Origin of the sequence: Microbacterium sp. SLBN-146 (assembly GCF_006715145.1) — a bacterium.
GTDB lineage: Bacteria > Actinomycetota > Actinomycetes > Actinomycetales > Microbacteriaceae > Microbacterium.
On sequence record NZ_VFMR01000001.1, the window covers coordinates 1,401,025 to 1,416,462 of the forward strand.

The 15,438-nt window shown below is 67.9% G+C and carries 12 protein-coding genes; 7 read left to right on the forward strand and 5 right to left on the reverse strand.

What is annotated here, in order from left to right:
- Window positions 1-52: 52 nt before the first annotated feature.
- The 4 genes from FBY39_RS05975 to FBY39_RS05990 form a co-directional block, all read right to left on the reverse strand.
- Window positions 53-1,747 (reverse strand): glycoside hydrolase family 13 protein, encoded by a 1,695-nt coding sequence (locus FBY39_RS05975; protein WP_141931032.1) that lies wholly within the window; start codon window positions 1,745-1,747, stop codon window positions 53-55.
- A 73-nt stretch (window positions 1,748-1,820) separates the two neighbouring features.
- Window positions 1,821-2,735 (reverse strand): carbohydrate ABC transporter permease, encoded by a 915-nt coding sequence (locus FBY39_RS05980; RefSeq protein ID WP_141931033.1) that lies wholly within the window; start codon window positions 2,733-2,735, stop codon window positions 1,821-1,823.
- Entirely contained in the window at window positions 2,735-3,679 is a 945-nt protein-coding gene (locus FBY39_RS05985; protein WP_141931035.1) for a carbohydrate ABC transporter permease, read from the reverse strand. The genes FBY39_RS05980 and FBY39_RS05985 overlap by 1 nt, the downstream gene beginning before the upstream one ends.
- Window positions 3,680-3,716: 37 nt before the next feature.
- The gene (locus tag FBY39_RS05990) at window positions 3,717-4,937 is read right to left on the reverse strand and encodes an ABC transporter substrate-binding protein (protein WP_141933939.1); all 1,221 of its coding nucleotides are present in this window, start codon (window positions 4,935-4,937) and stop codon (window positions 3,717-3,719) included.
- Window positions 4,938-5,097: 160 nt separating this feature from the next.
- Here FBY39_RS05990 and FBY39_RS05995 point away from each other — a divergent pair, with 160 nt between their 5' ends.
- Complete coding sequence (locus FBY39_RS05995; RefSeq protein ID WP_141931037.1) at window positions 5,098-6,318, forward strand: ROK family protein; 1,221 nt, start codon at window positions 5,098-5,100, stop codon at window positions 6,316-6,318.
- Between the two features lies 1 nt (window position 6,319).
- Here FBY39_RS05995 and FBY39_RS06000 read toward each other — a convergent pair whose 3' ends face one another.
- Window positions 6,320-6,634, reverse strand: a complete 315-nt coding sequence (locus FBY39_RS06000; protein ID WP_141931039.1) for a hypothetical protein — start codon at window positions 6,632-6,634, stop codon at window positions 6,320-6,322.
- A gap of 204 nt (window positions 6,635-6,838) precedes the next feature.
- Between FBY39_RS06000 and FBY39_RS06005 the strand changes: the two genes are divergently transcribed.
- The 6 genes from FBY39_RS06005 (at window position 6,839) to FBY39_RS06030 (ending at window position 15,424) form a co-directional block, all read left to right on the forward strand.
- Window positions 6,839-9,550 carry an alpha/beta hydrolase-fold protein gene (locus FBY39_RS06005; RefSeq protein ID WP_222115664.1) on the forward strand — a complete coding sequence of 904 codons (2,712 nt, stop codon included), beginning with the start codon at window positions 6,839-6,841 and terminating at the stop codon, window positions 9,548-9,550.
- Window positions 9,551-9,719: 169 nt separating this feature from the next.
- Window positions 9,720-10,700 (forward strand): sugar phosphate isomerase/epimerase, encoded by a 981-nt coding sequence (locus tag FBY39_RS06010; RefSeq protein WP_141931043.1) that lies wholly within the window; start codon window positions 9,720-9,722, stop codon window positions 10,698-10,700.
- Window positions 10,701-10,708: 8 nt separating this feature from the next.
- Window positions 10,709-12,448, forward strand: a complete 1,740-nt coding sequence (locus FBY39_RS06015) for a dihydroxyacetone kinase family protein (protein ID WP_313901685.1) — start codon at window positions 10,709-10,711, stop codon at window positions 12,446-12,448.
- A 6-nt stretch (window positions 12,449-12,454) separates the two neighbouring features.
- Window positions 12,455-12,916, forward strand: coding sequence for a ribose-5-phosphate isomerase (locus FBY39_RS06020; RefSeq protein ID WP_141931047.1), 462 nt, complete (start codon window positions 12,455-12,457; stop codon window positions 12,914-12,916).
- Window positions 12,910-13,866 (forward strand): 3-hydroxyacyl-CoA dehydrogenase family protein, encoded by a 957-nt coding sequence (locus FBY39_RS06025; protein WP_141933941.1) that lies wholly within the window; start codon window positions 12,910-12,912, stop codon window positions 13,864-13,866. The genes FBY39_RS06020 and FBY39_RS06025 overlap by 7 nt, the downstream gene beginning before the upstream one ends.
- A 46-nt stretch (window positions 13,867-13,912) precedes the next feature.
- A complete protein-coding gene (locus tag FBY39_RS06030) occupies window positions 13,913-15,424 on the forward strand; it encodes an alpha-N-arabinofuranosidase (protein WP_141931049.1) in 1,512 nt (503 codons plus the stop codon).
- Window positions 15,425-15,438 lie beyond the last annotated feature (14 nt).

Here is a 15,438-nt window from a genome sequence, read left to right on the forward strand (position 1 = left end):
CGACGTCACCGCCACCGTGCGACCACGGTGACGGTGACGACGGCAACCGATGTCAGCCGCGGGGGCCGAGCCAAAGCGTGCTTTCGCCCGGAACAATGAGCGCGGCGTCGCCGGTGCTCGCGAGCAGCGGGTCGGCGTCGGACCCGGTCACCGTGTAGGGCTCCCCGCCGAAGTTCGTCACGACCTCCCACCCGTTCGGCCGCCGGTAGCGCAGCACGTCGGGACGCCCGGTCGGGATCCACTCGAGCTGTTCAGCGGTCTGGAGACGCTCGCGCAGAGTGAGAGCCCGTCGGTAGAGCCGCAGCGTCGAGGTGGGGTCCTGTTCGGCAACGTCGACGGCGAGGTCGCCGAACCACGCGGGTTGCGGGAGGTGCGGCCTCCCCGCGCCGAATCCGAAGGATGCCTCCGACGACACCCACGGCAGCGGCACGCGGCATCCGTCCCGCCCATAGTCCTCACCGCCGGTGCGGAAGAACGTCGGGTCCTGCCTCTCCCCGTCGGGGATCTCGGCGACCTCGTGCAGTCCGAGTTCTTCGCCCTGGTAGAGGTACGCCGATCCGGGAAGACCGAGCATGAAGAGCGTGGCCGCTCGTCCGCGACGGAGACCCGCTTCCGCGTCCAGTGCCGCGGGGTCACCGCCTCCGCGCACCCACTCGGTTCCGTGCTTGACGGCGGGGCGGCCGTCCTCGCGCCGCTCGGGCCGCGCGAGGCCGTAGCGGGTCGCGTGGCGCACGACATCGTGGTTGGACAGGACCCACGTGCTCGACGAGCCCGACTCGGCGGCGAGCGCGAGGTTGTCCGCCACGATGCGGCGGAACATGCCGGCGTCGAAGTCCGCTTCGAGAAGATCGAAGTTGAACGCCTGACCGAGGCTCTCCGGGCTCGCGTAGAGCGGGATGCGCGACGGGTCGACCCATGCCTCCGCGACCGCCGTGCGCGGGGGGTCGTACTCATTGAGCACGGCGCGCCACTGGGCGTAGACCTCGTGCACGTCATCCCGATCGATGAGAGGGTGGTGACCGTCGCGCGGCAGTGCATCGAGCGTCGCGCGCGACGGCAGCGGATCGGTCAGGTCCTTCGTGAGCATGTGGGCGACATCGATCCGGAACCCGTCGACCCCGCGGTCCGCCCAGAAGCGCAGCGTTGTGACGAAGTCCGCGCGCACGTCGGGGTGGTCCCAGTTGAGATCGGGCTGCTCGGGCGCGAAGTTGTGCAGGTACCACTGCCCGTCGGCAACGCGTCGCCAGGCGGGTCCGCCGAAAGCCGACTCCCAGTCGGCGGGAGGTTCGGAACCGTCCGGGCCCGTCCCCTCGCGGAAGATGTACCGCTCCCTGGCCGGGGCCCCCCGACCCGCGGCCAGGGCCTCCTGGAACCAGAGGTGCTGGTCGGAGGTGTGGTTGGGCACGATGTCGACGACGACACGGATGCCGCGGGCGTGCAGCGCGGCCACCATGTCGTCGAAGTCGTCGAGCGTGCCCAGGCGCGGGTCGACGTTGCGGTAGTCGGCGACGTCGTATCCGCCGTCGGCGAGAGCCGAGGGGTAGAACGGGCTCAGCCAGACGGCGTCGATGCCGAGCTCCGCGAGGTAGTCGGCGCGCGACGTGATGCCCGGGATGTCGCCGAGCCCGTCGCCGTTCGCGTCGGCGAAGCTGCGGGGATAGATCTGGTACACGGCGGCCTGACGCCACCAGGGCGGTACCTCCTCCTCGTCGGGGCGGGTGAGAGGCGAGACATCGACGGTCGTCATTGCGGGAGGTTCTCCTATTCGTGGTGGATGGATGCCGTGGTGGATGGATGCCGTGGTGGTTGCGGATGCCGCGTCAGCCCTTGACCGCACCCTGCGTGACGCCCTCCATGACCCATCGCTGGGTGAAGAGGTAGACGACGATGGCGGGCGCCATGGCCATCAGGTACGACGCGAACGAGACGTTGTAGTTGTTGCTGAACTGGGTCTGGAAGATGCTCTGCACGACGGGGAGCGTCTGGAGTGCGGGGTCGGACGTGATGAGCGACGGCATCATGAAGTCGTTCCACGACGCGAGGAACGCGAAGATCCCCACGGTGGCGCTCATCGGCGCGAGCAGCGGGAAGATGAGTTTCCAGAACGTCTGCCAGGTCGACGCGCCGTCGATGCGCGCGCTCTCCTCGAGCTCAGCCGGGATCGACCGCAGGAACGCCGTGAAGAGAAGGATGCTGAAGCTCAGCTGGAACATGATGTGCAGGATCGTGACGCCGACGGGGTTGTCGAGGCCGACGAGTCCCGTCAGCTGGATCTGGGGGAGCGCGACGACCGGGAAGGGCAGGAACATCGCGGCGAGCAGATAGAAGAACGACCAGCGGAAGAGTCGGCGATCCCAGTTGCGTGAGATGGCGAACGACGCGAAGGCCGCGAGCACGATCGTCCCTGCCACGGTTCCCGCCGTGACGAGGACCGAGATGGTGAACGCGACGGGGAAGTCCGTGAGGTTCCACGCCGTCACGAATCCGTCGATGCTGAACGGTGCCGGCAGCGAGAAGGCGTTCCCGTCGACGGCCTGGCTCTGCGTCTTGAAGGCGGTGACGATCGTGACGTACAGCGGGATCAGCACCGTGACGGCGCAGAGGATCAGGATGATCGTGGTCGACCAGCTGGGTCGGCCGTTCGACGGACGAGCGGTGCGCCGGCGAGCGCGGCGATCTTCGAGGGTGACGGTGGCATCCACGTCATCGACGACGAGGGCGGGCTGAACAGTCATCAGAACGCGTTCCTTCCACGAGTGATCCGGAGTTGGATCAGGGAGATGACGATGACGATCACGAAGAAGACGGTCGCGTTGGCCATCTGGTAGGCGTAGTCGCCGCTCGTGAAGCCCGTCACGATCGTCATCGCAATCGATCGGGTCGAGGTTCCCGGGCCGCCGTTGGTGAGGCCGACGATGATGTCGTAGGCGTTGAGAAAGTTCTTGAAGCCGAGGATGACGTTGATGACGACGTACCCGGCGACGAGGGGGACGGTGATCCGCAGCAGCTGCTGCGTCTTGTTGGCGCCGTCGAGGTCTGCGGCCTCATACACGTCTCCCGGGATGGAGAGCAGGCCCGCGATGTAGATCAGGAGCGTTCCCGGGATGGCCTGCCAGGCGGTGACGATGACGATGGCTACCCAGGCGAGGTCGGGATTGGCGAGGATGCTCTCGCTCAACCATCCGATTCCCCAGGCCTGTCCCAGTGAGGGGACGGAGGTGGAGAAGAGGAAGTTGAAGACGAAGGCGATGATGATGCCGGAGATGACCATCGGGATGACGAAGATCGTCCGCAGCCCGGTCGTGAATCGGATGCGGGACGTCAGGCCGACCGCGAGGAGGAACGCGATCACGTTGACGAGGATGACCGTCACGAGAGCGAACCCGAAGGTGAAGAGGTAGCTCTGCAGGATCGCGGGGTCGGAAAACATCGCGACGTAGTTGATGAGTCCGACGAACTCCCAGTCGCCGAACCCGATCGAGTTCGTGAAGCTGAAGAAGATGCCGATGAGCGCCGGCACCGTGATGCACAGGGTGAAGAGGATGAGGCTCGGCAGAAGGAAGAGGTAGTAGACGCCCTCGACCTTCCGCCGCCTCCGCGGAGCCGTGCTGCCTGGTGCTGTTCTGCGTCCGCCGCGGGGGGCGGCCGACGTCGTCAGCGTCGCCGTCGTCGTTGCCATTCGTCTGCCTGCTCTCTGTTCTCGTGATCGTCGCGGTCTATTGGCGAAGGGCCAGTCGGGCCCAATCGGCATCCATCACGCGCAGCGTCGATTCGACGTCGGCTCCGAGGGCAACGGCCTGCATGTAGTTCTCGGTCGGGATCGTGAGGGGGATCGCCTTCGACGCACCCTGATAGAACCGCGCCTCGTCGAAGTACTCCTTCATGCCGAGAATGCGCGGGTCGGTCACGGGCGCGGCATCCGTCGTCGTGCCGTAGCCCAGTTGCGCCGCGTTGTAGGCGTCCATCACATCGGGCTGGAAGAGGTACGACAGGAACGACCGCGCGGCCTCCTTGTGCCGGGATGCCTCGGGGATCCAGGCGGCGAGGTCGATGTTCACGCGGACTTCGAGGTCGGCCGGATCGTCGGTCATCGGGAGCGGGAAGGTTCCGAGCTCGAGGTCGGGGTTCGTCTTGGCGATCTCGCCGAACGCCCACGGGCCCTGGAGGTACATCGCGGCCTCGCCCTGCGCGAAGGCCAGGTTGCCGTCTCCGTAGCCTCGACTTGCGGCATCCGCGTTGGTGTAGTTCTCCGCGAGTTCCTGCATACGGGTCGTCGGCTCGCCCAGCGTCTTCTCGAACGAGACATCGGAGTCGGGTCCGACCTCGGTGCCGAGTTCGTTCATCTCGTCGTAGAACGCGGCGACGTCGACCATGCCGCCGACGGAGTAGTCGAACCACCCCTGCGCGACGGTCCACGGGTCCTTGAAGGTGCCGTAGAAGGGGTCGATGCCGGCCTCCTGGAAGGCCTCGCACGCGGCGATGAGCTCGTCCCACGTCTGTGGAACCTCGACGCCGAGCGACTCGAAGATCTCCACGTTGTAGATGACCGAGGCGGCCATGACCGAGTAGGGGAGCACGCTCGTGCGGCCGGGGTAGGTCGCGTACTGGTCGACGAGATCCTGCACTTCGGGAAGGATCCGATCGGCTTCGGGCATGTCCGACAGGTCGCTCAGGGCGCCGCGCTCCATGAAGCGCGCCATCTCCATGTTGTAGTTGAGGAGACCGAGGTCCGGGGGATTGTTGCGGAGGAACCCCGCTTGCAGGTTGGACGACGTGTCGAGAACGACCCGCACGTCACTCTGCGACGAGTTGTACTGCGAGATGAGGTCGCGGAAATAGGGGATGGCCTCGGGCTTGCTCAGGTGGAACCGCACGGTCTCGGCGCCCCGGGCGCCTGCGGTCGCGCATCCTGCGAAGGTCGTCGCTGCCACCGCCATGCCGAGCACGGCCGAGAGCAGCCGTGTACGTCGTCGAAGTTCAGGCACGTCGTCGTCCTTTCATCCGTCATCGGAGTATTTTGGTTCGAAGACTAAATTTTGTAACCGAATCAAATGGTGTTCGACCATAATGCAACAAGAGACCAGGGAGGTCAAGAGGATGTTCGACCCCGGCGAGGAGGCGCGCAGATCCGGCCGCGCGAGCGTGGATGCGATCCTCCAGTTCGCGTGGGACGCCGAAACGTTCACCTCCAACGACGCGATGCCCGTCGTGGGACTCACGCGATCGACGACGATCGAGGCGATCGACGAGCTCATCGCGCGCGGCCTCGTCCACGAACTCTCCAATGCCCGGGCGGGCGGCGAGTATCGCAAGGGACGCCCCGCCCGCCGGTTCGCGTTCCGCGCCGATGCGGGGGTCGTCGTGGGGGTGGATGCCGGGCGGGCGCACATCGTCGCGATGGTGGCCGACCTGCGCGGCCGCGTCCTCCATTCGGCGACGAGCGAACCCGGCGAGGACCACGACTCCGTCGACGAGCGGCGGGAGGCGGTGGAGTCCGCCATCGACGACGCGCTGATCGCTGCGGGGGTGTCGCGGGCCGACGTCGTCGCGGTCTGCCTCGGGGTTCCCGCGCCCGTCGATCGCTCAGGTCGATCGCCGCGACATCGTGACGGCTTCTGGGATCGGATGAACCCCGGCTTGATCGATCTCGTCGCCGAATGGGCGCCGGTCGTGCGGGTCGAGAACGACGCGTCGCTCACGGCGGTCGCCGAAGGGAGCGTGGGGGCAGCTGTGGGTTGCCGCGACTTCGTCGCGCTCCTGGCCGGCATGCGGCTCGGCGCCGGGATCGTCGTGGACGGCGCACTCTTGCGGGGCACGCACGGCGGCGCGGGTGAAATGGTCGCGTTCGACAACGTCGTCGGTGTCGGAGAGGTCGGGGGCATCGGCTATCGCATCGGTGAATGGGTGCGCGAAGCGGTCGCGGCGGGCGACATCCTGCCCGGACATCCGTTGGCTCGAGGTGGCATCACGGTGGACACTCCGCGCAGGGTGCTGCAGCTCGCGCGCGAGGGCGACGTCTCGGCGCAGGGCATCGTCGAAAGGGCGGGGTCGATGGTGGCGCGCGTGGCCGGCGTCTTCGGCAGCATCCTGGACAGTGAGCGGATCGTCGTCTCGGGCGCGGTGTCCGATGACATCGAGGACGTCCTCGTCGTTGCTCGGCGGCTGCTTCCGACGGAGCTCGATCTGCCCGCACCGCACCTGGTCGCCTCCCCTCTCGGCGCCGAGGTGGTGGCGGTCGGCGCGGTGGCCGCGGCGGTGGAGTCCGCTCGTCGCGGCATCCTCGCCCTGGCTTCCATGTCCGTGCCGGCGAGCGTCTAGGTCACCTCGCCCCGCGCGTCCGGCGACGCAGAGGCGGGCGAGCGGGGATGGGGTTCGGCCGCCGACCTGACCGCGGGACGACGGCGCGGCCATGTTCCATCGCGGCGTCGAGGACCTCTTTGAGGGTCGTGTACGTCTGCACTCCACCCCCGCCGCGCACCCAGGCGACCTCGTACTCGCCCGTGCCGCGGAGCTCGATGTAGGCCACGATGCTGTCGGCGTCGCTGGGGTCGAAAGCGCGGTCGCACAGACGCCACGCGGTGCGGTTGAGCGCGTGGACGATGAGCCGGTGTTCCGCGTCGGACTCGATCGTCATGAGGCAAGCCTCTGTCACATTCGCTGTCTCCTGAAGGGGGTTGACAAGGCGATCGCGGTGAATCGCAACCAAATATACAACGTGAGAAATTGCACCTTGACAGGCCTGCGCGTGACGGCCAGTGTGGTGAAGAGATGGATGTACGACGTTGTAAATCCGCTTCGGGATTCTCGTTGTCGTGCACACGATGAGAGGAAATCGAAGGTGAGAGAGACCCAATCAAGACGGCGTCGCCGTCATCGCCGTACGTGGACCGCACTGGTTACAGCGGTCGTCGTGGGAGCGGGGTCGCTTCTCGCGGCGCAGCCCGCCACCGCGGCGGACGACCCGTGGGTGGCGGAAGTGCCCAACCCGTTCCCCGACCTGTACCGCTTCACGGTTCCCAATGCCGCGATTCAGCCGGCGACGGGCATCACCGGGACGGTCGTCGCCGTGGAAGGCAACTTCGCGCCCGGGAAGACCTGGACGACGCTCAACATGGGGTCGAGCGGAGGGAACTGGACGTCGACGATCGGCCCCCTCGATCCCGGCCTCTACTACTACCAGTACACCGCGCGGCCGGCATGGAATCAGGATGCCGTCGCCTTCCGCAACCCGGCGAGCCCGCAGCAGGTCACGTCGAAGCCGGCATGGAACACGCTCTTTGTGCCGGGTCCGGGTGCCGAGTGGTTGGCGGACGTGCCGTCGGGCGGTGAGCTGCAGGAGATCACGTACGAGAGCACGGTCGCGGACGCGGATCGCTCGGCACTCGTATGGACTCCGCCGAGCTACGACGAAGACCGCGAGGAGCCCTATCCCGTGCTCTACCTCCTGCCGGATCAGGGGCGGAGCTATCGCGAGTGGACGGAGCTCGGGCGGCTGAAGCAGATCCTCGACAATCTCGCCGTGGAGGGCGACATCGAGCCGATGGTCGTCGTCATGGGCGACGGTGATTCGACCGACGCGCGCGTGGAGGTGCTGGACAACATCGTTCCGGCCGCCGAGGACGGATTCAACGTCTCCGACGATCCGGCGGATCGTGCGATCGCCGGCATCGGGCGCGGCGCGTCGCAAGCGCTGACCCTGCTCCTGACCGACACGGGTGAGTTCTCGCAGGTCGGGTCGTTCTCGGGACGACTGGTCAGCAGCGTCAGTGCGACCAAGGCTGCGCAGATCAACGACGCGACGGACCTCATCCGGATCTACGCGGGCAACGTCACCGACCCCGCCTATGGCTCCACGGTCAGCCTCGTCGACAAGTTCGCCGCCGCGGGGGTCGAGTTCCAGTCGGACGGCTCCGACCCCGAAACCGGCGGCACGTGGGACACGTGGCAGAAGAGCCTTCACGACTTCGCCCAGCGACTGTTCCAGGCGGACGGTGACGCAGGACCGAGTGAGGGCCATCTTCCGTTCACGCCGCACTCCCTTCCGGCGCCGGGGACGACGCCGACGCCGTGGGTCGACGAGAACGGTGTCGTGACCTTCGAGACCGGCGCGGAGTTCGCCGATGCGAACAACGTCACGGTCTGGGGCAACTTCGGACCGTCCGGCAGTTGGCCGAGGACGCCCATGGTCAAGCAGCCCGATGGACGCTGGCGGCTCACGATCCCGCTCGAGGGCGGCTCCTACTACTACAAGTTCGTCGTGGAGGGCTCCGATCGCAAGGACGCGAGCAACCCGACGAGCGTCACCTCGGAGCCGAACTGGAGCACGTTCTTCGTGCCGGGAGACACTCTTCGCGGTCGCTATACGGGCGATGTCCCTGAGGGCGAGCGCGGAGCGGTCTCGATCATGTCGTACACGAGCACGGCGAACAGTCAGGAGCGTTCGGCGTACGTGTGGACGCCACCCGGGTACGACCCGGAGCGCCAGGATGCATACCCCGTCTTCTATCTCCAGCACGGCGGTGGGCAGACCTGGACCGACTGGATCGAGGTGGGGCGCGCGGCGCAGATCCTCGACAACCACTACCGCAACGGCGACATCGTTCCGATGGTGGTCGTGATGGCCAACGGCAACGGGGTCAACTTCCCGAACGAGATCCGTACGCGGATCGTTCCGGCCGCGGAAGCCTCGTACAACGTCAGCGACGATCCCGAGGACCGTGCCCTCGCGGGCCTGTCGATGGGGTCGGGTGCCGCCCTCAGCACGCTGTGGGCCGCGCCGGGCGAGTTCGCCTACATCTCCGGATTCTCGGCGTTCGGCAGTGTGCCGGGCAACGCGGATGTCGAGGCCATCAACGCCGGGACCACACTGCTGCGCATCTACACCGGCGACGTACAGGACTTCACGTACCAGAACACGCTGAGTCTCATCGCGTCGATGGAGAACCGCGGAGTCGAGCACGAGTTCGCTCCCGTGATCCCCGGTCCGCACAGCTGGGACGTCTGGCAGAAGGCGCTCATCGACCTCCTCCCACGGTTGTTCACGGCCGACACGAGCGCGGGCATTCCGCTGGAAGCCGTCATCCCGGAGGGTGAGAACGGCGTCCTCGCCGTGTCGGTGGCCGACTTCGGTGAGCTCGTGTCCTTCTCGTCCCCCGAGAACGTCGGAGATCGCCTGCGGATGACCACGATGCTGCCGGAGGTGACGATCACGGATTCGCGGACGGCGCAGCAGGCCGGCGTCGGTGGATGGTCGGTGAGCGGTCACGCCGATGCCTTCACCTCGGCGGGTCAGACTCTGACGGCGGATCACCTCGGGTGGACGCCCCAGCTGCTGACGCCGCGTCCTGGTCTGTCGGCGGGCGCGCCGGTGGAAACGATTCTCGACGGCGGTCCGGGGCTCGAGGCGCCGGCCGATCTGGGGTCGGCGACGGCCGAAGGGCGCTTCGGCACCGCGACGTTCGGAGCGGACCTCGAGCTGGAGGTGCCGGTCGGCACGCAGCCCGGCACGTACTCCGGGCTGCTCATGGTGTCGCTCTTCCCCATCGACTGACGACCGTCGAGGAAAGGAGCGCGGTCGGCCGGAACTCTCCTCCCGGCCGACCGTGCTTCACTCTGCCCGGTGGAGTGCACCTGCGAGATCCAGTGACCCAAGTACAACGTTGAAGAGCAACGTTGTAATTTCCTGTACCGTACTCGTGTGCGAGACGAAGGAGTGCCATATGCTGACCGCTGACACGTGGCCCATCGCCGCCGCGATGCTCCCGCAGGGAAACGCCGATCCGCTCGGGCCGGGCTCGGCGCCCAGCGAGCGATGGCTCGCGGACCTGACCGAGGTCGCCGGGGCGGGATTCGACCTCGTCGATCTCACCGACTCGTGGATCCACTACGGCGATCTCACTGCGCGGCAGCTCGAAGACCTCAAGTCCGCGCTCACGCAGGCCGGCGTCGGAGCCGCGAGCATGTCGGCGATCCGGCAGAGCATCATCGACGAAGAGCGCGGCGAGCAGCACCTGGCCTACCTCCACCGCTGCATCGACGCGGCGGCCTTCCTCGGCGCGGGCGTTCTCTCGGTCGGTCTCCATCGTGCGCTCACCCCCGAGCAGTCGGCTCAGCTCTGGTTCTGGACGGCACCCGGGCACCGGGATCCCGACGGCGATGTCGACGCCTGGGCCCGCGCAGTGCACGGTTTCCGCGAGCTGGGCGCGCACGCGAGCGATGTCGGACTCCTTCTCTCGCTCGAGATGTACGAGGACACCTACCTCGGGACGGCGGCATCCGCCGTGCGACTCGTGGAGGAGATCGGCGACGATGCCGTCGGACTCAACCCGGACATCGGCAACCTCGTCCGGCTCGCCCGTCCGGTCGAAGGGTGGCGCGAGCTTCTCGAGGCGACCCTCCCGTACGCGAACTTCTGGCACGTCAAGAACTACGCCAGGTACGAGGATGCCGCGGCGGGGCTCGCGTGGGCGGTGCCGACGTACCTCGAAGCCGGTGTCATCGACTACCGCACGGCGATCAAGATCGCGCTCGCGAACGGTTTCCAGGGCGTCATCTGCACGGAGCACTACGGGGGCGACGGACTCAGCATGAGTGCTGCCAATCGCGACTATCTGCGCCAACGCGTGCTCCCCAGAGGACCCGTGAGTCTGGGGGAGAGTCGTGTGCGGCAGGCGGGGCCGAGGCGGGAGATCTCCTCGTGACACGGATCTTGACAGACCCTGACACCTTCGTCGCGCGGTCCCTCGACGGCTTCGTGCGCGCGCACGCCGACGAGGTCGCCGCCGTCGACGGCGGTGTCGTGAGAGCTGCTCCGCTTGCGCCGGGCACGGTCGCGGTCCTGATCGGCGGGGGTTCGGGGCACTACCCCGCCTTCGCCGGATACGTCGGCGCCGGAATGGCCGCCGGCGCCATCTGCGGGAACATCTTCACCTCCCCGTCGACGGCGCAGGCGCTGCGGGTCGCGCACGCCGCCGAGGCGGGGGGCGGCGTGCTCTTCACGTACGGCAACTACGCGGGCGACGTCATCCACTTCGGCGAAGCCGCGCGCCGGCTGCGCGCCGAAGGGATCGACGCGCGCACGGTCCTCATCACCGACGACATCGCCAGCGCCCCCCGCGACGCGGTCCAGGAGCGTCGGGGGATCGCGGGGATCGTGAGCGTGTTCCATCTCGCCGGCGCTGCCGCCGAACGCGGTGACGACCTCGACGAGGTCGAGCGGATCGCGCGTCTCGCGAACGACCGCACGTTCACCCACGGGGTCGCCTTCGCGGGGTGCACGATGCCCGGTGCCGAGCACCCGCTGTTCGAGGTGCCGCCGGGCATGATGTCGATCGGCCTCGGCATCCACGGCGAACCGGGGGTGCGCGATGTCCCGATGCAGTCGGCACCGGATCTCGCACGCACGCTCATCGGCCCGCTCCTCGAGGAACGACCCGGCGACGCGTCGCGCGTCGTCGTGCTCGTCAACGGACTCGGCGCGGTCGCGTATGAAGAGCTGTACCTGCTCTACGCCGAGGTCGAAGACGTGCTCCATGACGAGGGTGTCCCCATCGCGGACGCCGTCGTCGGAGACCTCGTCACGAGCCTCGACATGGCCGGGGTGTCGCTGACGTTCCTCTGGCTCGACGACGAACTCGAGGAGCTGTGGCGGTCACCTGCGTCGGCGCCGGCCTTCCGGAGAGGATCGGCTGCTCCTTCCACGGAAGGTCCGGGCAGTCGTGACAGGACGAGACCTCGCAGGGCGCCATCGACGGGCGACGTCGCCCAGGTCGACGCGGCTGTCGTCGTCTTGCCGGCGTCACGGGACGCGGCGCGGACCGCACGCCGGGCACTCGAGACGGCACGCCAGGTGATCGCCGTCCACGCGGGCGAGCTCGGGGAACTCGACGCGATCGCGGGCGACGGCGACCACGGCGTCGGCATGCTCCGTGGTCTCACGGCTGCGGTCTCCGCTGCGGGTCGGCTCCCCGACGACAGCAGCCTGTCGGCCGTCCTCACCGCGGCCGGCGACGACTGGGCAGAAGTGGCGGGAGGAACGTCGGGCGCGCTGTGGGGCGCGGCACTCGCATCCTTCGGTGAGTCGCTCGATGCCGACGCCGACTACTCACTCACGGGCGTCGCCCGAGCCGTGACGCGGTCGAGGGAGCGGATCGTCGAGCTCGGTGGCGCGAATCCCGGCGACAAGACGATGATCGACGCGCTGATCCCCTTCGAGGCGGCGCTCGCCGCGGCGGGTTCGTCGGGTTCGTCGGGTTCGTCTCTAGGTGCCGCCCTCGCCGTCGCGGCGCGTGCGGCGGCGGAAGCCGCCGCAGCGACGGCCGACCTCACGCCGCGTCGGGGCCGTGCGCGGCCGCTCGCCGAACGCAGCATGGGACACCCGGATCCGGGGGCGACGTCGTTCTCGATCATCGTCGACGCGCTCGCGCGTCGCAGCGAAACGAAGGGCTGAAGCACCATGGGATGGCGGATCGTGGTCGGCGCGGACGACGCGGGACTCGCGTACAAAGACGCACTCACGCAGTACCTCCGGGCCGACCCGCGCGTCTCGGAGGTCGTCGACGTCGGCGTCGCAGCGGGCGAGGCCACGCCCTACCCGAACGTCGCGATCGCCGCGGCGCAGCGCGTGGCATCCGGTGAGTCCGATCGCGCCCTCCTCGTATGCGGCACGGGACTCGGCGTCGCGATCACGGCGAACAAGGTGCGCGGGATCCGGGCGGTGACGGCGCACGACAGCTATTCCGTCGAGCGGTCGGTGCTGAGCAACGACGCGCAAGTGCTCACCTTCGGTGCGCGGGTCATCGGATTGGAGCTCGCGAAGAAGCTCGTCTCGGAGTGGCTGAGCCACCGGTTCGATCCGGAGTCGGCGTCCGCGGCCAAAGTGCGCCTCATCGACGACTACGAAGGAGAAGCATCGTGACATCTCACACGGCCGTCGTCGGCTCGGGATACATGGGCGGCGGCATCGCGCAGGTGCTGGCGCTCTCCGGGAGGAACGTCGCGCTCGCCGACGTCGACGCGGATACCGCCGCGGCCAGTCGCCGACGGATCATCGCCGAGGCCGACGACTACGCCTCTCGCGGGCTGTTCCCGGCCGACGCCGCGTCTCGCATCGCGGAGCGCGTGCGCGCCGCCGAGTCGATCGAGGATGCCGTCGCCTCGGCGGGCGTCGTGGAGGAGGCCGTCCCGGAGATCCTCGAGCTCAAGAGCGAGACCCTGAGCCGCATCAGCGCGGCCTGCGCGCCGGACGCGATCATCGGCAGCAACACCTCGACGATCGCGATCGGCGTGTTGGCAGAGGCGGTCCACCTCCCCGAGCGCTTCCTCGGAGTGCACTTCAGCAATCCGGCACCCTTCATCCCCGGCGTAGAGGTCATTCCTCACGAGACCACGCGCAAGGATGTCGTCGAGGCCGTCGTGACGCTCCTCGGTGAGTGCGGCAAGACGGGCGTGCCGATCAAGGATGTGACGGGCTTCGTGCTCAACAGGCTGCAGTACGCCCTGTTCGGGGAAGCATCCCGTCTCGTCGAAGAAGGAGTCGCGACCGCCGAGCAGGTCGACCTCATCACGCGCACGACATTCGGTTTCCGCCTGCCGTTCTTCGGCCCGTTCGCCATCGCGGACATCGCAGGATTGGACGTCTACCGGTTCTGCTACGGCTCGCTCCACGACGCGTACCCGGATCGCTACACCGCTCCGGCGTCGCTCGTCGAACACGTCGAGCGCGGAGAGAAGGGCGTCAAGACCGGTCGCGGGTACCTCGCGACTCCCACGGAGCGCACGGGAGACCTGACGGCCTATCGTGACGAGGCCTACGCCGCACTCGCGGCGCTGCTCGCTCGCCTCGGCCCGCCACCCGTCGCGTATTGACGCGTTCCGTTCGTCCGCTCGCCCCACACTCCACCGAAAGACACGCGTGATCACAGCACACCTGACCATCGACCCGCACTTCACCGTCGGGCCCGTCAACCGGCGCCTTTTCGGGGCTTTCGTCGAGCACCTCGGCCGGTGCGTCTACGACGGCATCTACGAGCCGGGCCATCCCTCGGCCGACGGCGCGGGATTCCGCGGCGACGTGATCGACCTCGTTCGCGAGCTCGGTGTCTCGACGATCCGGTACCCCGGCGGCAACTTCGTCTCGGGGTACCGGTGGGAGGACGGGGTCGGACCGCGTGGTGAGCGACCGCGCCGGCTCGACCTCGCGTGGCATTCGACGGAGACGAACGAGATCGGATTGAACGAGTTCGTCGACTGGGCGCGGATCGTCGGCAGCGAGGTGATGTACGCCGTCAATCTCGGCACCCGCGGAATCCAGGAAGCGCTGGACGTCCTCGAGTACGCCAACATCCCGTCGGGAACCCGCCTGTCCGACGCGCGCATCGCCCACGGGTCTGCCGAGCCGCACGACATCCGGATGTGGTGCCTGGGCAACGAGATGGACGGACCGTGGCAGCTCGGTCACGGCACGGCGCTCGAATACGGACAGCTCGCGTCGAAGACCGCGCGGGCGATGCGGCAGGTCGACCCCGATCTGGAGTTCGTGGCATGTGGCAGCTCGGGGGCTCAGATGCCGACCTTCGGTGAGTGGGAGCGGATCGTCCTGGAGCAGACCTACGACGACGTCGACTACATCTCCTGCCACGCCTACTACGAGCCGAAGGACGGCGACTACGAGAGCTTCCTCGCCTCGGCTGTCGACATGGACCGTTTCATCGACGATGTCGTCGCCACCGCAGACCACGTCAAGGCCGTGCGGCACAGCGACAAGACCATCGACATCTCGTTCGATGAGTGGAACATCTGGTACCAGTCGCGCTACAACGACGTCGAGAAGATCACGGATCCCCGCGAGTGGCCGGTCGCTCCGCGCCTGCTGGAGGACGCGTACTCGGTCATCGACGCGGTCGTCTTCGGCAATCTGCTGATCTCGCTGCTGCGCCATGCCGATCGCGTGACGTCCGCGAGCCTCGCGCAGCTCGTCAACGTCATCGCCCCCATCATGACCGAGCCCGGCGGACAGGCCTGGCGCCAGACGACGTTCTTCCCCTTCGCGATCACGTCCGAGCTCGCCCGCGGTGCCGCCCTCGAGCTCAAGCTCGACGTGGCGACCTATCCCACCGCCGAGTACGGCGACGTGCCCCTCGTGGACGCGGTCGCGACGCACGACGAGGACGGTCGGCGCACCGCCGTCTTCGCCGTCAACCGCAGCCTCACGGAAGAGGCGACGCTCACGATCGACAGCACGACGCTCGGCGGTCTCACGGTGACATCGGCGGTGACGCTGAGTGACGACGACATCCACGCCGCGAACACTCTGGAGGATCCCGAGCGGGTCGCACCCCGCCACAACACGTCTGCTCGACGCGACGGCGATGCCGTCGTCATCACGCTGCCGCCTGTTTCGTGGACGGCGATCTCACTCGAGTAGGACGGGCGCCCACG